Source organism: Amycolatopsis sp. NPDC028719, assembly GCF_055565395.1.
Genome location: NZ_JBVHUL010000005.1, coordinates 199809 through 217791 on the forward strand (window position 1 = coordinate 199809; position 17983 = coordinate 217791).

Annotated in this window: 17 protein-coding genes; 9 read left to right on the top strand and 8 right to left on the bottom strand. The window is 71.4% G+C overall.

Translation table 11 applies throughout. The features are described from left to right. Nucleotides 1–109 precede the first annotated feature (109 nt). The 4 genes from ACZ4TR_RS24220 to ACZ4TR_RS24235 form a co-directional block, all read right to left on the bottom strand. Nucleotides 110–1015 (bottom strand): amino acid ABC transporter permease, encoded by a 906-nt coding sequence (locus ACZ4TR_RS24220; protein ID WP_465289138.1) that lies wholly within the window; start codon nt 1013–1015, stop codon nt 110–112. Further along, nucleotides 1012–1698 (bottom strand): amino acid ABC transporter permease, encoded by a 687-nt coding sequence (locus ACZ4TR_RS24225; protein ID WP_465289139.1) that lies wholly within the window; start codon nt 1696–1698, stop codon nt 1012–1014. Before ACZ4TR_RS24225 ends, ACZ4TR_RS24220 begins: the two co-directional genes overlap by 4 nt. Before the next feature lie 76 nt (nt 1699–1774). Continuing rightward, entirely contained in the window at nt 1775–2632 is an 858-nt protein-coding gene (locus tag ACZ4TR_RS24230) for a glutamate ABC transporter substrate-binding protein (RefSeq protein WP_465289140.1), read from the bottom strand. 55 nt (nt 2633–2687) lie between these two features. Further along, a complete protein-coding gene (locus tag ACZ4TR_RS24235; RefSeq protein ID WP_465289737.1) occupies nt 2688–3416 on the bottom strand; it encodes an amino acid ABC transporter ATP-binding protein in 729 nt (242 codons plus the stop codon). A gap of 286 nt (nt 3417–3702) precedes the next feature. Here ACZ4TR_RS24235 and ACZ4TR_RS24240 point away from each other — a divergent pair, with 286 nt between their 5' ends. Both ACZ4TR_RS24240 and ACZ4TR_RS24245 read left to right on the top strand, forming a co-directional pair. After that, nucleotides 3703–4377, top strand: a complete 675-nt coding sequence (locus ACZ4TR_RS24240; protein ID WP_465289739.1) for a response regulator transcription factor — start codon at nt 3703–3705, stop codon at nt 4375–4377. A gap of 4 nt (nt 4378–4381) precedes the next feature. Then, the gene (locus tag ACZ4TR_RS24245) at nt 4382–5779 is read left to right on the top strand and encodes a sensor histidine kinase (protein ID WP_364522636.1); all 1398 of its coding nucleotides are present in this window, start codon (nt 4382–4384) and stop codon (nt 5777–5779) included. Here ACZ4TR_RS24245 and ACZ4TR_RS24250 read toward each other — a convergent pair. Further along, complete coding sequence (locus tag ACZ4TR_RS24250; RefSeq protein ID WP_465289741.1) at nt 5776–6669, bottom strand: TAXI family TRAP transporter solute-binding subunit; 894 nt, start codon at nt 6667–6669, stop codon at nt 5776–5778. The genes ACZ4TR_RS24245 and ACZ4TR_RS24250 overlap by 4 nt on opposite strands. Nucleotides 6670–6784: 115 nt before the next feature. On the opposite strand from ACZ4TR_RS24250, the gene ACZ4TR_RS24255 reads away from it, so the two are divergent. Then, on the top strand, nt 6785–7990 hold the full coding sequence (locus ACZ4TR_RS24255) for an NAD(P)/FAD-dependent oxidoreductase (RefSeq protein ID WP_465289141.1): 1206 nt from the start codon (nt 6785–6787) through the stop codon (nt 7988–7990). Nucleotides 7991–8341: 351 nt separating this feature from the next. Next, nucleotides 8342–9703: a beta-1,3-glucanase family protein gene (locus ACZ4TR_RS24260; RefSeq protein WP_465289142.1), complete on the top strand. Its 1362-nt coding sequence runs from the start codon at nt 8342–8344 to the stop codon at nt 9701–9703. 42 nt (nt 9704–9745) lie between these two features. Here ACZ4TR_RS24260 and ACZ4TR_RS24265 read toward each other — a convergent pair whose 3' ends face one another. Next, complete coding sequence (locus ACZ4TR_RS24265; protein WP_465289143.1) at nt 9746–10402, bottom strand: TetR/AcrR family transcriptional regulator; 657 nt, start codon at nt 10400–10402, stop codon at nt 9746–9748. An 82-nt stretch (nt 10403–10484) separates the two neighbouring features. Here ACZ4TR_RS24265 and ACZ4TR_RS24270 point away from each other — a divergent pair, with 82 nt between their 5' ends. The 3 genes from ACZ4TR_RS24270 to ACZ4TR_RS24280 are packed head-to-tail and all read left to right on the top strand — an operon-like array spanning nt 10485 to nt 13573. Continuing rightward, nucleotides 10485–11579, top strand: coding sequence for an FAD-dependent oxidoreductase (locus ACZ4TR_RS24270; RefSeq protein ID WP_465289144.1), 1095 nt, complete (start codon nt 10485–10487; stop codon nt 11577–11579). A gap of 30 nt (nt 11580–11609) precedes the next feature. Beyond that, nucleotides 11610–13103, top strand: coding sequence for a tRNA (N6-isopentenyl adenosine(37)-C2)-methylthiotransferase MiaB (gene miaB, locus ACZ4TR_RS24275; protein ID WP_465289145.1), 1494 nt, complete (start codon nt 11610–11612; stop codon nt 13101–13103). Then, nucleotides 13100–13573, top strand: coding sequence for an Rv2732c family membrane protein (locus tag ACZ4TR_RS24280; protein ID WP_364522622.1), 474 nt, complete (start codon nt 13100–13102; stop codon nt 13571–13573). The genes miaB and ACZ4TR_RS24280 overlap by 4 nt, the downstream gene beginning before the upstream one ends. Here ACZ4TR_RS24280 and ACZ4TR_RS24285 read toward each other — a convergent pair. Both ACZ4TR_RS24285 and ACZ4TR_RS24290 read right to left on the bottom strand, forming a co-directional pair. Beyond that, nucleotides 13570–13998, bottom strand: a complete 429-nt coding sequence (locus ACZ4TR_RS24285; RefSeq protein WP_465289146.1) for a hypothetical protein — start codon at nt 13996–13998, stop codon at nt 13570–13572. The two genes, ACZ4TR_RS24280 and ACZ4TR_RS24285, sit on opposite strands and share 4 nt — an antisense overlap. Nucleotides 13999–14627: 629 nt before the next feature. Next, a complete protein-coding gene (locus ACZ4TR_RS24290; RefSeq protein WP_364522618.1) occupies nt 14628–15941 on the bottom strand; it encodes a DUF349 domain-containing protein in 1314 nt (437 codons plus the stop codon). Between the two features lie 218 nt (nt 15942–16159). Here ACZ4TR_RS24290 and miaA point away from each other — a divergent pair, with 218 nt between their 5' ends. Both miaA and dapF read left to right on the top strand, forming a co-directional pair. Then, entirely contained in the window at nt 16160–17077 is a 918-nt protein-coding gene (gene miaA / locus ACZ4TR_RS24295) for a tRNA (adenosine(37)-N6)-dimethylallyltransferase MiaA (RefSeq protein WP_465289147.1), read from the top strand. A 9-nt stretch (nt 17078–17086) separates the two neighbouring features. Next, nucleotides 17087–17914: a diaminopimelate epimerase gene (dapF, locus tag ACZ4TR_RS24300; protein ID WP_465289148.1), complete on the top strand. Its 828-nt coding sequence runs from the start codon at nt 17087–17089 to the stop codon at nt 17912–17914. Nucleotides 17915–17983 lie beyond the last annotated feature (69 nt).

A 17983-nucleotide genomic window follows, 5' to 3' on the forward strand; every position in this document is an offset into this window, starting at 1 on the left:
CCGACGCTAGGGGAGACCCCCGGGTACGACAACCCCGGCGAGCCTCGATCGGGCAAAAAGAAGCGGGTGAGCGCGCTGCTGCGCACTCACCCGCTCCGGGTACCGAAGGTCAGAGCGCACGCCCGGTGTTGAAGTCGGTCTCGTCCACGATCGACGACGGTGCCTCCTCGAGCGGCTTCGCGCCGCGGGGAGCCTTCTTCCGGCGGGCCAGCTTCCGCTCCAGGTACGACGCGAGCCGCGTCAGGAGCAGGTTCAGCACGATGAAGATGATCGCGATGACGATCAGCGTCGGGATCGTGTTGTTGAAGTTGCCGGTGATCGGCCCGGAACCCCGGATCAGCTCGTCGTAGCCGATGGTCAGCTGACCGGCCAGAGCCGTGTCCTTCAGGATGACCACCAGCTGGCTCACCAAGGCCGGCAGCATCAGCGTGACGGCCTGGGGGAGCAGGACGTTGGTCATCGTCTGGGTCTTGCGCAGGCCGAGAGCCGACGCGGCTTCGCTCTGCCCCTTCGGCAGGGACAGGATGCCCGCGCGGAACACCTCCGCCATCACCGAGCCGTTGTAGAGCACCAGGCCCGTGACGGCGGCGAACAGCGGACGGGTGTCGGCTTCGATGCCGGTGTAGTACGCGTAGAAGGACGCCGCGAACACCATCAGCAGCAGCACCGGGATGGCCCGGAAGAACTCGACCACCGCGCCGACCGGGATCCGGACCCATTTGTGCTCGGACAGCCGGCCGATGCCCAGCAGGGCGCCGATCGGCAGCGCGATCACGATCGACAGCGCCGCCGCCTTGAGCGTGTTCACCAGGCCCGGCAGCAGGAACTGGGTCCAGGTCGACCCGTCGATGAAGGGCTTCCAGAGGGCGCCCGCCCACTGGCCCTTCTCTCCGAAGCCGTTGTAGACGAACCACGCCACCAGAAGCAGCACCAGGACGAACAGCACGCTGTAGATCCAGTTGCGTGCGCGCGCCTTCGGGCCGGGCGCGTCGTAGAGGACGGACTGCGTGCTCATCGCTTGACCTCGGCTTTCTTGGCGACCCAGCCGAGCAGCAGGCCGAGCGGCAGGACCAGGGCGACGAACACCGCGGCGAACAGGATGAACACCAGGAACAACGAGTCGGACTCGTTCTCGATCATCGACGACATCAGTAGCGAGGCCTCGGCGACGCCGATCACCGAAGCCACCGTGGTGTTCTTCAGCAGCGCGATCAGGACGTTCGCCAGCGGCGCGATCACCGCGCGGAACGCCTGCGGCAGGATGATCAGGCTGAGCACCTGCACGAAGTTGAGGCCCAGCGCACGCGCCGCCTCCGCCTGGCCGACCGGGACGGTGTTGATGCCCGAACGCAGCGACTCGCACACGAACGTCGCCGTGTAGACGACGAAGCCCAGCACGGCCAGCCGGAACGCGTTGTCGGCCAGCGAGGTGGGCGAGTCCGACGCGGCCAGGTTGATGCCCAGTGTCGACGAGAGACCCAGCGACGTGAAGATGATGATCACGGTCAGTGGGGTGTTCCGGAAGATGTTGACGTAGACCGTCGCGAAGCCGCGCATGATCGGCACCGGGCTCACCCGCATCGCGACGAGGATGGTGCCCCAGACGAGCGCGCCGATCGCGGAGAAGAACGTCAGCTGGATCGTCGTCCAGAACGCGCCGACGAGGTCGTAGTCAGGGTTGTTGAGGAAATCGAACACGGTTGTCCAACCTGGCCTCGGTAACGGGAACGGTGCGCCGCTTGCACGGCGCACCGTTCGACTTCAGAACCGGATATCAGGGAGCGATCGCCGGCGCGGCCGGGATCTTGTAGCCCGACGGGCCGACGTTGCTCTCCAGCGACTTCTGCCAGGAACCGTCCTGCTCCATGGCCTGGATGGCCTTGTTGACGGCGGCCTTGCCGTCCGCGTCGTCCTTCTTCAGGCCGACGCCGTAGTTCTCGTCGGTGAAGCCCTTGCCGACCAGCTTCAGCTTGCCGGGCTGCTGAGCCGCGTAGCCGGCCAGGATGACGTCGTCGGTGGTCATGGCGTCGACGGTGCCGTTGAGGAGCGCGGTCACGCAGTCGGTGTACTTGCCCACCTCCTGCAGCTGCACCTCCTTGGCGTACTTCGTCTTGACGTTCTGCGCCGGGGTGGAGCCCTTGACCGAGCAGAGCTTCTTGTTGCCGGTCAGCGACTCGGGACCGGTGATGTCGGTGTTGTCCGACCGCACGAGCAGGTCCTGGTGCGCGATGAAGTACGGGCCGCCGAAGGAGACGTCGTTCTTGCGCTTGTCGGTGATCGAGTAGGTGGCGACGATGAAGTCGACCTCACCCTTCTTGATCAGGTCCTCGCGCTGCGCCGACTGCGCTTCCTTCCAGGTGATCCCCGACTCTTCGACGCCGAGCTGCTTCGCGATGTACTTCGCGACGTCGACGTCGAAGCCGGCGTAGGTGCCGTCCGGCTTCTTCAGGCCGAGGCCCGGCTGGTCGAACTTGATGCCGATGGTCAGCTTCTTGTTGTCCTTGGCCCGCTGGACCAGGTTCTTGTCGCCGCTCGCGCCGCTGCCGCTGCCGGAGCCGCCGCCGCAGGCCGTCAGGGTCAGCCCGGCGGCCAGCACGACCGCGCCGACCTGCAGAACTCGGTTCAACCGCATCGTCTCTCAGGTTCCTTCCGAATCTCGCCCGGCCACGCGGGCCGGGGAAAAGTGTTCAGTGAGTCAGGATCTTGCCGAGGAAGTCCTTCGCGCGCTCGCTCTTGGGCGCGGTGAAGAACTCTTCGGGTGTCGTGTCCTCGACGATCTCGCCGTCGGCCATGAAGATCACCCGATCGGCTGCCCGGCGGGCGAAGCCCATCTCGTGGGTGACGACCAGCATCGTCATGCCGTCCTTGGCCAGGCCGGTCATGACGTCGAGGACCTCCTGGACCATCTCCGGGTCCAGCGCCGAGGTCGGCTCGTCGAACAGCATGACCTTGGGCCGCATCGCCAGCGCCCGCGCGATCGCGACGCGCTGCTGCTGGCCGCCCGAAAGCTGCGCCGGGTACTTGTCGGCCTGGTTGGCGATGCCGACGCGCTCCAGCAGTTCCATCGCCGTCTTGCGCGCTTCGTCCTTCGAGGCCTTGCGGACCTTCATCGGCGCCAGCATGACGTTCTCGACGATCGTCTTGTGCGCGAAGAGGTTGAACGACTGGAACACCATGCCGACGTCGGCGCGCAACGCCGCCAGGGCCTTGCCCTCCGCGGGCAGCGGGACACCGTCGACGGCGATCTCGCCCGAGTTGATCGGCTCGAGGCGGTTGATCGCCCGGCACAGGGTCGACTTGCCCGACCCCGACGGGCCCAGCACCACCAGGACCTGGCCGCGAGGTACCTCGAGCGTGATCTCCCTGAGCACGTGCAGGTCGCCGAAGTACTTGTTCACGGCGGACGCCTTGATCATCGGCGCCGCCACCTCCGCGGTCATCTGGCCTCCAGGGTCGTTCGAATGCGGCGTGGGTCACCCGCGATGGCGAGAACCTACCGTTGCTGCACCGGCTGGCAAGCCGAGTTGAGCAATACTTAGGGTTTCAACTGCGTATCGATGTCCATTTTGCGGTGATCAGGGGTACTGTAGCCCCCTGATCACCGAGCGTGACTGCTCGGGTGGCTCGTGCGCGCAGGGCCGCGTGGTCACTAGAGTTCGGCGCTACCGGCCGGTGGAGCAGGTCACCATGGGAGGCGGACGGGTGCGGGTGCTGCTGGTGGAGGACGACGACCGGGTCGCGGGTGCGCTCATCCCGGCGCTGGCCCGCCGCGGCCTGGCGATCGCCCGGCTCGCCACCGGCGCCGGCGTCCTCGAGCGCGTCCACGAGGTCGACGTCATCCTCCTCGACCTCGGCCTGCCGGACATCGACGGCGTGACGCTGTGCACCCAGATCCGCGCGGTCAGCGACGTCGCGATCATCGTGGTGTCGGCCCGCGGCGAGGTCGACGACCGGATCCGGGGCCTGCGCGCGGGCGCCGACGACTACCTGGTCAAGCCCTACGACGTCGAGGAGCTGCTCGCCCGCGTCGAGGCGGTGCGCCGGCGGCGCCCGGAACACGCGGTCAGCGAGCCCGTCGTCATCGAGGTCGGGGACGTCAGCGTCGACCTGGCCCGGCACGAGGTGCTGGTCGACGGGAACGCGATCGCGTTGTCCCGCAAGGAGTTCCAGGTGCTCGCCCTCGTCGCGGGCGCGCGCGGCGCGGTGTGCTCGCGCGAGCAGGTACTCACCGAGGTGTGGGGGCACCGGGGTCCGGCGGAGAGCCGGTCGCTCGACGTCCACGTCGCGACCCTGCGGACGAAGCTGGGCCGCCCGGCGCTGATCGAGACGGTGCGCGGGGTCGGCTACCGGCTCGGCGGCCAGACCGCCCGGAGCTGACGGCGTGCGCGTCCGGCTGCAGGGCATCGTGCTGACCCTGGTCGCGCTGCTGGTGTTCGGCCTGGGCATCCCGCTGGCCATCTCGATCGCCGCCGGCGCGCAGCAGGACCTCTTCCTCGACCGGCTGACCGACACCGCCCGGTTCGCGTCGCTGGCACAGCGCCCGCTGCTGGACAACAAGCCGTACCTGATCGAGCCCGACGTGCGCCGCTACACCGAGGTGTACGGCGTCCGGGTGGTGGTCGTCGACCAGGACGGCAAACCGGTCGTCACCTCGCTCGGCCCGGCCGCGGCGCGGATCGACCTCCAGGACGAGCGGATCAGCGACCCCGTCCACGAAGCGCTGGCCGGCCGCCGTTCGCAGCCGGCCGGCGTGCTGATGCCGTGGGACTCGACGCCGCTGGTGCTGGCCGAACCGGTGCTCGCCGACGGCGAGGTGCGCGGGGCGGTGCTCACCGTGTCGGCCACCGACTCCGAGCGCGCCGCCGTGCTGTGGTGGTGGCTGCTGCTCGCCGCGGGCGGGATCCTCGCCTTCGTGCTCGCGCTGGCCGTGGCGATCCCGGTGGTCCGGTGGATCCTGAAGCCGGTGAAGCGGCTCGACGACGCGACCGGCGCGCTGGTGGCCTCGGTGGTCAGCGGGCGGGAGGCCGAGCCGGTGGGGGAGGGCGGCGGCCCGCCGGAGCTGCGGCAGCTCGGCCGCTCCTTCGACCGGATGGCCGAGAGCGTGTCGGGCGCGCTGGCCGCGCAGCGCGCGTTCGTCGCGGACGCCTCGCACCAGCTGCGCAACCCGCTGACCGCGTTGAAGATCCGGCTCGGGAACCTCGACGGCCACGTCGACGACGAGCCGGCCGCCGCCGACCTCGAGGCCGCGCGCGTCGACGCCGGGCGGCTGCACCAGATCCTGGACGGCCTGCTCTCGATGGCCCGCGCCGAGGCGTCCGGCGGCGAGCTGGACCCGGTGGTGCTGGACGAGGTCGTCGCCGAGCGGGTCGCCGACTGGTCGGTGGTCGGCGAAGCCCGGGACGTGCGGCTGGTCGTCGACGCCGCCGGCGACGGCGCCCGGGTCCGCATGCCGCCGCGCGGCGCCGAGACGATCCTGGACGCGCTGCTCGACAACGCGCTCAAGTTCACCGCGTCCGGCACCGAGATCCGGATCGCCGTCGAGCGCGACGGCGACCGGGTCCGGTTGTCGGTGCGCGACCACGGGCCGGGACTGCCGCCGGAGGAGCTCGACCGCGCGCTGGACCGGTTCTGGCGCAGCCCGGCGCACCAGAACGTGCCGGGGTCGGGGCTGGGCCTGGCGATCGTCAGCGAGCTGACCGCGCACTCCGACGGCGAGCTGACGCTGGACCTGCCCGAAGGCGGCGGCCTGCGGATCGCGATGACGTTCCCGGCGGCTTAGGTCTTCTTCGCCCGGTAGTAGCGCATCGCGCCGGGGTGCAGGGGGATCGGCTGGGTCTCGATGCCCGGGTGAACGTCGATCGACAGCGCTGCCGGATTGGCCATCGCGAGCTGCTGGCGGGCGTCGAACAGGCCGCTGACCAGCGCCTCGGCGACGTCGTCACTCATCGAGTTCGGGACGACGAGGAAGTTCGGCACCAGCAGCGTCGTCACCGGGCCCGGCTGGTTGTAGGTGGTGGCCGGGATGGACGCGGTGCCGTAGACCTGGTTGACCTCTTGCATCTTCGGCATCACGTCGGCGATGTCGAGCAGGCGCAGGGACTGCTTTTCGTTGTACTTCACCAGGCTCGGCGTCGGCAGGCCGCCGGACCAGAAGAACGCGTCGATGTCGCCGCCGAGCAGTGCCTTGATCGAGTCGTCGAGGCCGCGGGCGCTGGTGGTGACCGACCCGGTGAGCCCGGTGACCTCCAGCAGCCGGGTGGCGATGTACTCGACACCCGAAGACGGCGAGCCGATCGCGATCTTCCGGCCCCGCAGCTGCTCGACGGTCCGGATGTCGGAGTCGGTGCGCACGACGATGTGCAGGTAGTCGTCGTGGATCCGGGCGAGGGTGGCCAGCCGCGGGTCCTGCTTGTACCGGTCGGCGGCGACGTCCGCGGCGACGAACGCGACGTCGGCCTTCCCGGCGAGCACCTTGTCGAGGTTGTCGGGCGAACCCTGGGTCTGCAGCACGGCGGGCCGCTCGATGTCCAGGCCCGAGGCCCACGCCGTGGCCAGGGTCTGGGCGAGCTTGTCGTAGACCCCGCCGGGGTTGCCCGCGGCGATCCGCAGCTTGAGGTCGCCGAAGCCGGCACTGCAGGAAGCCAGCACCAGCAGCAGGGCGGCCGCCATCGCGAGCGCTCGCCCCCGCCGCGTCCTGGCCACGGCCCGATCGTGCCAGATCCGGCGCCCCGGTGGTTGGCGGTGGGCGATCCGGGCATTCTGCGGAGGACGGAGGGAGTGCGGCATGGACGTCGTCGTCGTGGGTGGCGGGCTGGCGGGGCTGAGCGCGGCGCGGCGGCTGTGCGGCGCCGGGGCGGAGGTCACGGTGCTGGAGGCGGGCGACGAGGTCGGCGGCCGGGTGCGCACCGACGTCGTCGGCGGCTTCCGCCTCGACCGCGGGTTCCAGGTGCTGCTGCCCGCCTACCCGGCGCTGCGGCGGCTGGCCGACGTCGGCGCATTGCGGCCGCGCCCGTTCACGCGCGGCACGATCGCGATGACCGCTTCCGGGCGCCGCTGGCTCGCCGGCCCGTGGCACGGCCTGCCCGCGGTGCGCGGCGCCGCGGAGTTCGTCGCGGGCCGGCCCGCCGACGGCGCGCGGATGGCGGCGCTCGCGGCGCGTGACGTGCTGAAGGCCGACCGCGCCGACAACGGGCGCAGCACCGCCGAGGAGCTGCGACGCTGGGGGCTGACGCGGTCGACGGTCGAGGAGGTGCTGCGGCCGTTCCTCGCCGGGGTGTTCCTCGACCGGGATCTCGCGACGTCGAGCCGGCTGTTCCACCTGATCTGGCGCAGCTTCCTGCGCGGCGGGGGCGTGCTGCCGGCCGAGGGGATGCAGGCCCTGCCGCGTCAGCTGGCGGCCGGGGTGCCGGTCCGCACGGGCGTCGAGGTCGAGGCGATCACCGAGGACGGCGTGCGCACGCGCGACGGCGAAGACGTCCCCGCGCGGGCCGTGGTCGTGGCGACCGACGGGGACACGGCCGCGCGGCTGCTGCCCGGGGTCGAGGCGCCGGGCTGGCACGCGGTGACGACCTTCTACTACCGCGCCGGGGCAGCGCCACTGCGGTCGCCGACGCTGCTGGTCGACGGCCTCGACGAGCTGCTGGTGAACACGGCGGTGCTCAGCGAGGTGGCGCCGGGGTACGCCCCGCCCGGGTCGGCGCTGATCGCCGCTTCGGTGCCCGACCGGGCCGAGCCCGGCCTGGAGCCGCGGGTGCGCCGGCGGCTGGCGCGGATCTACGACACCGACACGCGGGAGTGGGAGCTGCTGCGGACGTACGCGATCCCGAAGGCGCTGCCGGTGTTCGGCCCCGGCGCTCCGCTGCGGCGTCCGGTGCGGGTCGCTCCCGGGCGGTACGTCTGCGGCGACCACCGGGACACGCCCTCGGTGCAGGGCGCGCTGGTGTCCGGGCAGCGAGCGGCCGCGGCGGTGCTGGCCGACCTCGTGGCTTGAGTCCACAGTGGACTGAATGGGCGCAGGGGTGCCGGGCGACGCCGTCGTTGCCGAGAATGGTCGCGACGGTCGTTCGAAGGGCACCGCTGGACATGGCTGACTCCCGGTGAGCCGGCCTCCGGGCGGGTGGCGGCGCCACGCAGAGGATTTCGAGGTGGAACCGGTTCCGAGGATCGCCCCGCGGCCCGAAACTGTCAAGGGTTGACAGGTCGGGGGCGGTGGTATGAACCTTTTCACCGTCGTCCCCCGCCGGCCCTCGAGGGCATCCGCCCGGCGCTCAGGGGGCGAGCCGGACGACGCCGTCCCCTGACCGGCGGCGGGTCCGTCCCTTTCCCGGCCAGGGAGGAACCCATGCCCTCGACCACCTTGCCGCGGCGCCTCCGCCGCGGCCCCGGAACCCGCTTGGCGACGCTCGCGGCGGCGCTGGCGGTCGCCGTGCTCGGCTTCGCCGCACCGTCGGCGAACGCGGCGGACAGCCTGATCTCGCAAGGAAAGGCCGCCACGGCGTCCTCGGTGGAGAACGCCGGGACACCCGCTTCCGCGGCCGTGGACGGCAGCACCGGCACCCGCTGGTCGTCGCAGTTCGGCGATCCACAGTGGATCCAGGTCGACCTCGGCGGTGCGGCGACCGTCAGCCGGGTGGTGCTGAACTGGGAGGCCGCCTACGCCACCGCCTACCAGATCCAGCTGTCCGACAACGGTTCCACCTGGTCCACTGTGTACCAGACGACGACCGGGACCGGCGGCACGCAGACGCTGACCGTGACCGGAGCCGGGCGGTACGTGCGCCTCGCCACGACCGCGCGGGCCACCCCGTACGGCGTCTCGCTGTGGGAGTTCCAGGTGTTCGGCAGCGGCGGCGGGACCACGCAACCCGGCGCGGGCACCCCGCCGGACTCGTTCTGGGGTGACACCGCGAGCATCCCGGCCGCGCGCAACGTGCTCACCGTGAAGGTGCTCAACCGGACCAACGGCAAGTACCCCGACAGCCAGGTGTACTGGAACTTCGGCGGCCAGACCCACTCGATCGCCGAGCAGCCCTACATCGACATGCCGGCCAACTCCGCCGGCCGGATGTACTTCTACCTCGGCACCCCGAACGGCCAGTACGCCGACTTCATCGAGTTCACCGTCGGCCCGGACGTGTTCAACGGCAACACCACCCGGGTGGACGCGTTCGCGCTGAAGCTGGCCATGCGGTTGCACGCGCACGACGGCTACGACGTCCAGGTGGGCGACGACTACGGGACCTTCCAGGAGGACCGGGCGGCCACCTTCGCCAGGTTCCAGGCCGAGGTGCCGACGGAGTTCAAGGGCCTGGCCACGGTGAACGCGCCGTACCGGATCCCGGCGCCGGGCAGCGCCCCGGACTTCCGCGCGGGCGGCCGGTACGCGAACTACTTCACCGCCTACGCGCAGTCGGTGGGCGTCAACGAGCCGACGTCGAACATCACCGGCTGCGCCGGCTCGCTGGCGGGGAACCCCACCATGTGCGCGGCGCTGAACCGGCACACGGCGCAGCTGCCGGCGTCGCAGCAGCAGGACCCGGCGAACTACTACCAGGCCGCTCCGGCGAACTACTACGCGAAGTACTGGCACGACCACGGCATCAACCACCTGGCGTACGGCTTCCCGTACGACGACGTGGCCGGCCAGTCCTCGTTCGTCTCCCACGGAGACCCGCAGTGGCTGCTGGTGGCCGTCGGCTGGTGACCGATCCTCGGTGTGGCGGCTCCCGGGCCGCCGCACCGAGGCTCAGCGCAGGGTGGCGATCCCGGCCAGGAAGATGTCGACGCCGGCGAGGAACTGGTCGCGGTCGTCGTGCTCGCGCAGCTGCGCCGACGCCTTGTGCACGAACGGATACCGCTCCGGATCGAGCTCCGCCCACTGCTGGGCGACCTTGCTCAGGAACACCGGTCGGTCCGCCTCGCCGGACTTCAGGAGCCGGGCGTTCGCGGCGTTCTGCCCGGCGACGCCGAGGACGTAGTTGACGAGCGCGCCCGCAGCGTCGAAGAGTGCTTGCCCGGGCACGCCGAGCGCGTCGAGCAGCCCGCCGATGCGTTCGTAGATCGCCAGCAGAGCGGGGCGCCACGGCTCCCGGGAGAGCTGCGCGCCGACCCAGGGGTGCGCGTCGATCGCGTCGAACAGGCCCAGCGCGACCATGCGCAGCGCTTCCCGCGGCTCCGCGTCGACGACGTCGCCGGTCAGGACGCTCGAGATGACGTCGTCGGTGGCCGCCGCGAGCAGGTCGCTCTTGTTCGCGACGTGGTGGTAGATCGCGCCGTAGCCGGTGCTCAGGTGGGTGGTGAGCGCCCGGAAGGTCAGCGCGGTCTCACCGCCGGCGTCGAGGAGCTCTTTCGCGGCCTCGACGATCAGCTCCGGGGACAGCCCGTCGGCGCGCCTCTTCGTCATGACCACATCATCGCATGGTTGGATCGCCGATCCAAACTCGTGCTAGCGTTGGTGGATCGACGATCCAATTTCGAGGAGAACCATGACGGTCACGATCATCGGCGCCGGCCTCGGCGGCCTGGTGCTGGCCCGCGTCCTGCACCGGCACGGCATTCCGGTCAGGGTTTACGAGGCGGAACCTTCGCCGGCCGCGCGCCGGCAGGGCGGGATGCTCGACATCCACCCGTGGAACGGCCGGCCGGCGCTCGAGGCGGCCGGGCTGACCGAAGGGTTCCGCGCGCTGGTCCTGCCGGGCCGCGAGTCGTACCGGGTCCTCGACCGGCACGGGACCGTGCTGGCCGACCGGCCCGACGACGGCACGGGCGAGCGCCCCGAGGTCCAGCGCGGCGAGCTGCGGCAGCTGCTGCTGGACTCCCTGCCGGACGGCGTCGTCCGGTGGGGGCACAAGGCCACCGGCGTGCGGGCGCTCGGCTCAGGACAGCACGAGGTGAGCCTGGCCGACGGGACGACGGTCGTGACGAGCCTGCTCGTCGGCGCGGACGGCGCGTGGTCGCGGGTGCGTCCGGTGCTTTCCGACGCGAGTCCTTCGTACGTCGGGTTCACGGTCGTCGAGACGTTCCTGTTCGACGGCGACACCCGCCATCCCGCCGCCGCGGAAGCGGTCGGCGCCGGATCGCTGTTCGCGCTCGCGCCGGGCAAGGGCATCCTGGCGCACCGGGAAAGCGGCGGGACCCTGCACGCGTACACGCAACTGCGGAAGCCGCCGGACTGGCTCGACGGCGTCGATCCCGCGCGGGTCATCGAGGAGTTCTCCGGCTGGGCTCCCGAGCTGACCGCGCTGATCACCGACAGCGACGTGCCGCCGGTCGTGCGTCGCCTGTTCACGCTGCCGCCGGGGCATCGCTGGGACCGCGTGCCGGGGGTGACGTTGCTCGGTGACGCGGCGCACCTCATGCCCCCGAACGGCGAAGGAGCCAACCTGGCCATGCTGGACGGCGCCGACCTCGGCCGGTCCCTCGCCGCGCACCCGGACGACGTCGAGGCGGCGCTCGCGGAGTACGAAAAGACGATGTTCGAGCGCGCGGCCGCGGAATCGGACGAGGAGGACATCTACGCGGTCATGTTCGGCGATGACGCGCCTCACAGCATGGCCGCGCTGCTGACCGGGGACGAGTAGCAGGTGGGAGCAGGTCTACCCTGATCGGTGATGACCGAGACACAGGCACCCAGGGCGTACCAGATCCGCACCTTCGGCTGCCAGATGAACGTGCACGACTCGGAGCGGCTCGCCGGGCAGCTCGAGGAAGCCGGGTACGCCCCTGTCGAAGACGGGGCCAAGCCCGACCTCATCGTGTTCAACACCTGTGCCGTCCGGGAGAACGCGGACAACAAGCTCTACGGCACCCTGGGCCACCTGCGGCCGGACAAGATCGCCAACCCGAACATGCAGATCGCCGTCGGCGGGTGCCTCGCGCAGAAGGACCGCGGGGAGATCGTCAAGCGGGCGCCCTGGGTCGACGTCGTCTTCGGGACGCACAACATCGGCTCGCTGCCGACGCTGCTGGAGCGCGCCCGGCACAACGCCGAGGCCGAGGTGGAGATCCTCGAATCGCTCGAGACCTTCCCCTCCACGCTGCCCGCGCGCCGCGAATCGTCCTACGCGAGCTGGGTGTCGGTTTCGGTCGGGTGCAACAACACCTGCACCTTCTGCATCGTGCCCGCCCTGCGCGGCAAGGAACGCGACCGGCGGCCCGGCGAGATCCTCGCCGAGGTCGAGGCGCTCGTCGCCGAGGGCGTGCTCGAAGTCACGCTGCTCGGCCAGAACGTGAACTCCTACGGCGTCGAATTCGGCGACCGGCTGGCCTTCGGGAAGCTGCTGCGCGCGACCGGCGCCATCGACGGCCTGGAGCGCGTGCGGTTCACTTCGCCGCACCCGGCCGCGTTCACCTCCGACGTCATCGAGGCCATGGCCGAGACGCCGAACGTCTGCCACCAACTGCACATGCCGCTGCAGTCCGGGTCCGACCGGGTGCTGCGCGAGATGAAGCGGTCCTACCGCTCGGCGCGCTTCCTGAAGATCCTCGACGAGGTCCGCGCGGCGATGCCGGACGCGGCCATCACCACCGACATCATCGTCGGCTTCCCCGGCGAGACGGAGGAGGACTTCCAGGCGACCCTGGACGTCGTGGCGCAGGCCCGCTTCTCCAGCGCGTTCACCTTCCAGTACTCGATCCGCCCCGGCACGCCGGCCGCGACGATGCCGGACCAGCTGCCCAAGGCCGTCGTGCAGGAGCGCTACGAGCGCCTGGTCGAACTGCAGAACGCGATCTCCTGGGAAGAGAACAAGAAGATCGTCGGCCGCCGGGTCGAGCTGCTCGTCGCCGCGGGCGAGGGCCGCAAGGACGCCGAGACGCACCGGATGAGCGGCCGCGCCCGTGACGGCCGCCTGGTGCACTTCACGCCGTCCGGTGCGGCGGTGGACCGAGGCGTCCGCCCCGGCGACGTCGTCGAGACGGTCGTGACCTACGGTGCCCCGCACCACCTGGTCGCCGACGGCGACCTGCTGTCCCACCGGCGGACGCGGGCCGGCGACAACGCGGAGGCGGGGCTCCGGCCGAAGACGAGCGGCGTCACGCTGGGCTTGCCGGGCTTCGGTGCGCCGGCCGCCCAGCCGGAGCCGGTGAGCGGGTGTGCGCTGTGACCGAGTCCAAGGGCAACGGCGAGCTGGCCGAGCTGGCCGCCGAGATCGACGAGGTGGGCGACCGCGCGTCGCGCACGGTGGAGCTGGGCCGGCGCGGGTTCACCATCGCCGTGTTCGCGTTCGTGCTGCTGATCTGCCTGCTCCTGCCGTGGGTCGGCGACCACGCGGGCTGGCAGGTGCTGGCCGGCGAGGGCGGCGGCATCCCGCAGCTGTTCGCGGCGACGTCGACCGCCGTCGGCATCCTCGCGTCGGCACTGGCGCTGGTGACGCGCCGCTGGTGGCTGGCCTGGGTGTGCGCCGCCGGCGGCTGGTTCGCTTCGGTGGACGGGCTGCTGGCGATCTGGTCGCAGCAGTCGTCGCACGCCAGCGGAGCCGCGGGCGGCGGACCCGGGTACGGCCTGATCATCGCCTGGATCGCGATGATCTGCCTCGCGGTGTCGTGGATGCGGACGGCGTTCTCGCGGAACTAGACCACCACGACGCTGAACACGCTGGAGACCGCGCTGACGTAGAGGTCGGTCTCCGGGTGGTAGACGCGCAGGCTCAGGGTGGCGCGCAGGCTGAAGCTGAGGCTGAACACGAAGTTCCCGTTCGGCCGGCAGGTGCCGGTGCTGAGGTTGACCCAGACGCCGGCCTGCAGCTGCTGCACGATCACCGGTTCGCCGCCGGCGACGCTCTCCTGCCCGCCGAGGTCGGCGAACGTGCCCTTGATCTTCGTCTCTTCACCGACCTTGACGCGGCTCTTGTCGGCTTTGGCCTCGACCTTGGCCTTGTGCTTCTTGCCTTGGACGGCGGCGTGGGCAGGGCCGGTGGCCGCCAGCGCGACGGTCGGGGCGGCGAGCGCGACGGTGCAGGCGATGACCAGTGCGGACACGAGGTTCGATGTCTTGCTCATGATCGAAGTGGAGCACCGGCGGGGCGGGAAAGCGCCCGGAAACCCCCGGCCGGGGAGCGCGTCACACCGCTTCGGGTGACGCGTTAACCGTCCGCTTGCCGAGCGGCCCCCGCCCTCCCTGGCAGGGTGCGGGCAAAGCCGTCTCCGCCTCCGTCTCGACAGAGCGCCGCCTCGACCGCCGCAGCCGAATTCGAATGTCCTGAAGAGTCCTTCAGGTCTTGCGAGGTCTTGAATGACTCATTCAAGACGTTGCCCAAGGCACTACGCCCGTCGACCTACGCCGGGGCAGGCAGGTCGGGCGACTTGGTCGGCCCCGTCCTCCCGGTGCGTCGGGTCGGCGCCGGCTCGGGTTTCGGGTGGGCGGTGCGTCTTCGGAGGCGTGGTTGCGGTGTCGTGAATGACTCATTCCCCTCGTCGGAGGACATGAATGAGTCATTCAAGACGTTCGGGCCGCGGCCGCCGAGGCGATCCAGTCGTGCTACTCGCCCTCGCCGACGCGGCCCCCGCCCTCCCTGGGGGGCGACCCCGCTACCAGCGTATCGGCACCCACCGACGGAACCACCGAAAACCAGCGCCGGGCGGCCGGCTTGTCCACATCACGGTGCCGCTGTGGACAAGCCGGGCCGGACTCAGCGATCCGCGATCGCCGCCTCCGCCGCCTGCAGCCACTCGCGCCACTGCGCCGCCTGCTCGTCGGCCTTCTTGGCCCGCCGCTCGTCCCCGGCGGCACGCGCCTTCTCCGCCTGGCTCTCGAACTGGGCCACGCGCTCGCGGAACTGCGCGGCGCGGGCCTGCGCCTCCGGGTCCGTGCGGCGCCACCGGGAGTCCTCGGCCGACTTCACCGCGTCCTGGACCGCCTTCAGCCGGCCGTCGAGCTCGCGGATCCGCTCGCGCGGGACCTTGCCGATCTCGTCCCACTGCTCCTGGATCTTGCGCAGCGCGTTCTTCGCGGCTTCCAGGTTCGCGGCCGCGTCGATCTTCTCGGCCTCGACCAGCAGCTCTTCCTTGCGGGTCGCGTTCTGCGTGAACTCCGCGTCACGCTCGGAGAACACCGCCGACCGGCGGGCGAAGAACTTGTCCTGCGCCGCGCGGAACCGCTGCCACAGCGCTTCGTCGCTGTCCTTGGGCGCGCGGCCGGCGGCCTTCCACTCGGTCATCAGGTCCTTGTAGCGGCCCGCGGTCTCGCCCCAGTCCTCGGACTCGCTGATGGCCTCGGCCTCGGCGATGAGCTCTTCCTTGCGCGTCTTGGCCGAGGCGCGCTGCTTGTCCAGCTCCGCGAAGTGCGACCCGCGACGGCGGTTGAACCCTTCCCGGGCCTTCGAGAACCGCTTCCACAGCTCGTCGTCGGTCTTGCGGTCGACGCCCTTGACCGTCTTCCACTCGTCGAGGATCGCGCGCAGCCGGTCGCCCGCCGCCTTCCACTGGGTGGAGTCGGCGGCGATCTTCTCGGCTTCTTCGGCCAGCTCCTGCTTCCGGGCGACGGCGGCCGCGCGGGCCACCTCTCGCTCCTGCTTCGCGCTGGCCAGCGCTTTCTCGGCGTGCCCGATGACGTACTCCAGCCGCGCGGCGAGCGCGGCCAGGTCGCCGACCACCGCGGCTTCGGCCAGGCCGTCCCGGATCTGGGTGGCGCTCGACAGCGCGTGCTTCGGGTCGCCGGCCCCGGAAGCCAGCCGGGTCTCCAGCAGCTCGACCTCGGTGCGCAGGTCGTCGAAGCGGCGGGCGTAGTGCACCAGGCCCTCGTCGGGGCTGCCCGCCTGCCAGACGCCGACCGCGCGTTCACCCTCGGCGGTGATGACGTAGACGGTGCCCTCTTCGTCGATGCGGCCCCAGGTGGACGGGGTGGTCTCGGCGAGCGGCACGGGCGGGGCGGCGTGCCCGGCGTGCAGCGCGTGCGGCACCGGGTGCGGGGCCGGGGTACCGGTGGAAGTGTTCTCCTGGGCCATCGCAGGCTCCTTATCGCCTGTACGCCCGCTGGTGCGGGCGCCCCGCCGCGGAAGCGGGGCCGGGTAGTGCGGTCGTCACGGGCCGTGCTCGGATGCTACGGCCCCACGCGGCATTCAAGCAGCTCAGCGCGCACCGTGGTACCGGATGGGCCACTCGAAGCTCGTGATCCTACTTCCGGTGGACGCTCTCGATCGGCCCGCAGGTATCGTCAGCCGCCGTGAGCAGCACGTCCGGACCCCGTCCCGTGGCGGTGGTCGGGCCGACGGCCACCGGCAAGACCGCGCTGGCCGTGGAGCTGGCCCTGGAGCTGGGCGGCGAGGTCGTCAACGCCGACGCGCTGCAGCTCTACCGGGGAATGGACATCGGCACCGCCAAGGCCACCGGCGCCGAGCGCCGCGGCGTCCCGCACCACCTCCTCGACGTCCTGGACGTGACCGAGACGGCGTCCGTCGCGGCCTACCAGCGCGACGCGCGCGCCGAGATCGAGCGGCTCCTGGCCGCCGGCAAGGTGCCGGTGCTGACCGGCGGGTCCGGTCTCTACGTCCAAGCCGTGCTCGACGACCTGCGGTTCCCGGGCACCGACCCCGCCGTGCGCGCCCGGCTGGACGCGGAGGCGGTCTCGCTCGGCACCCCCGCGTTGTACGCCCGCTTGGGTGAACGCGATCCGGTCGCCGCGGCCGCGATCCTCCCGACGAACACCCGCCGGATCGTGCGCGCGCTCGAGGTCATCGAGATCACCGGCGAGCCCTTCTCGGCGAACCTGCCGAAGCCCGGCCCGGCCCGCTACGGCACGGTCGTGATCGGCATCGACCGGCTGCCGGAGGAGCTCGACGAGCGCGTGAACGAGCGCGTCCGGCGGATGTTCGAGGCCGGACTGGTCGACGAAGTCCGCGGACTCGTGAAGGAGGGCCTGCGCGAAGGGAAGACGGCGTCGCGGGCGCTGGGCTACCAGCAGGTGCTCGCCGAGCTGGACGGCGAAGGCGACTTCGACGCGGCCGCCGCGGCGACGGCGCAGGCCACGCGGCGCTTCGTCCGGAAGCAACGGTCATGGTTCCGGCGCGACCAGCGGATCCACTGGTACGACGGCGCGGAGGCCGGGCTGGCCGACCGCGTCCTGGATACCCTGGGGCGGTAATCTGCCCCTATGGGCGGAATCGAGTTCCTCAAGGGGCACGGCACGCAGAACGACTTCGTGCTGCTCCCCGACGCGGCGGGCCGCCTCGACCTGACCGAGGCGAGGGTCGCCGCGCTGTGCGACCGCCACCGCGGCCTCGGGGCCGACGGCGTGCTGCGCGTCGTCCGCGCCGCGGCGCTGGACATCCCGTCCGCGGGCGAGTGGTTCATGGACTACCGCAACGCCGACGGGTCGATCGCCGAGATGTGCGGCAACGGCACCCGCGTGTTCGCCCGCTACCTCGTCGAATCGGGCCTGGAGACCGAGGGCGAGTTCGTCATCGGCACCCGCGCCGGCGACCGCCCGGTGGTGGTGCACCCGGATCGCTCGGTGACGGTCCGGATGGGACCGGCCGCGATCACCGGCACCTCGGTGACGGTGGTGGCCGGCCGGCCGTTTTCCGGCGTGGCGGTGAACGTCGGCAACCCGCACCTGGTGTCGCTGCTCGACGACGACGTCGCGGAGCTCGACCTGCGCGACCAGCCCGACTTCGACCACGACGTCTTCCCGCACGGGGTGAACCTCGAGTTCGTCAACCGCCTCGGCGAGGGGGCGCTGCGGATGCGCGTGCACGAGCGCGGGGTGGGGGAGACCCGGGCGTGCGGAACGGGCACGGTGGCCGCGGTGGCGGCGGCGCTGCACCTGGCGGGCACGGACACGGGAGCGTCCACGGTGGACGTTCCCGGCGGCCGCGTCGAGGTGACGGTGTCCCGCGGCGATTCGACGCTGTCGGGCCCCGCGGAGATCGTGGCGCGCGGCGAGCTCGACGAAGCCTGGTGGGCCGCCGCCGGTTCCTGACACCCCGGCTCAAGCGCCCCAATGTGGCCTTCGGTGCGTCAGACGCACCGAAGGCCACATTGGGTGCGT

Excerpts from the sequence above, each read along its gene's own strand:
- ACZ4TR_RS24220 (WP_465289138.1), bottom strand. The coding sequence starts at position 1,015 with ATGAGCACGCAGTCCGTCCTCTACGACGCGCCCGGCCCGAAGGCGCGC.
- ACZ4TR_RS24230 (WP_465289140.1), bottom strand. The coding sequence starts at position 2,632 with ATGCGGTTGAACCGAGTTCTGCAGGTCGGCGCGGTCGTGCTGGCCGCC.
- ACZ4TR_RS24235 (WP_465289737.1), bottom strand. The coding sequence starts at position 3,416 with ATGATCAAGGCGTCCGCCGTGAACAAGTACTTCGGCGACCTGCACGTG.
- ACZ4TR_RS24250 (WP_465289741.1), bottom strand. The coding sequence starts at position 6,669 with ATGGCGGCCGCCCTGCTGCTGGTGCTGGCTTCCTGCAGTGCCGGCTTC.
- ACZ4TR_RS24255 (WP_465289141.1), top strand. The coding sequence starts at position 6,785 with ATGGACGTCGTCGTCGTGGGTGGCGGGCTGGCGGGGCTGAGCGCGGCG.
- ACZ4TR_RS24260 (WP_465289142.1), top strand. The coding sequence starts at position 8,342 with ATGCCCTCGACCACCTTGCCGCGGCGCCTCCGCCGCGGCCCCGGAACC.
- ACZ4TR_RS24265 (WP_465289143.1), bottom strand. The coding sequence starts at position 10,402 with ATGACGAAGAGGCGCGCCGACGGGCTGTCCCCGGAGCTGATCGTCGAG.
- ACZ4TR_RS24270 (WP_465289144.1), top strand. The coding sequence starts at position 10,485 with ATGACGGTCACGATCATCGGCGCCGGCCTCGGCGGCCTGGTGCTGGCC.
- miaB (WP_465289145.1), top strand. The coding sequence starts at position 11,610 with ATGACCGAGACACAGGCACCCAGGGCGTACCAGATCCGCACCTTCGGC.
- ACZ4TR_RS24285 (WP_465289146.1), bottom strand. The coding sequence starts at position 13,998 with ATGAGCAAGACATCGAACCTCGTGTCCGCACTGGTCATCGCCTGCACC.
- ACZ4TR_RS24290 (WP_364522618.1), bottom strand. The coding sequence starts at position 15,941 with ATGGCCCAGGAGAACACTTCCACCGGTACCCCGGCCCCGCACCCGGTG.
- dapF (WP_465289148.1), top strand. The coding sequence starts at position 17,087 with ATGGGCGGAATCGAGTTCCTCAAGGGGCACGGCACGCAGAACGACTTC.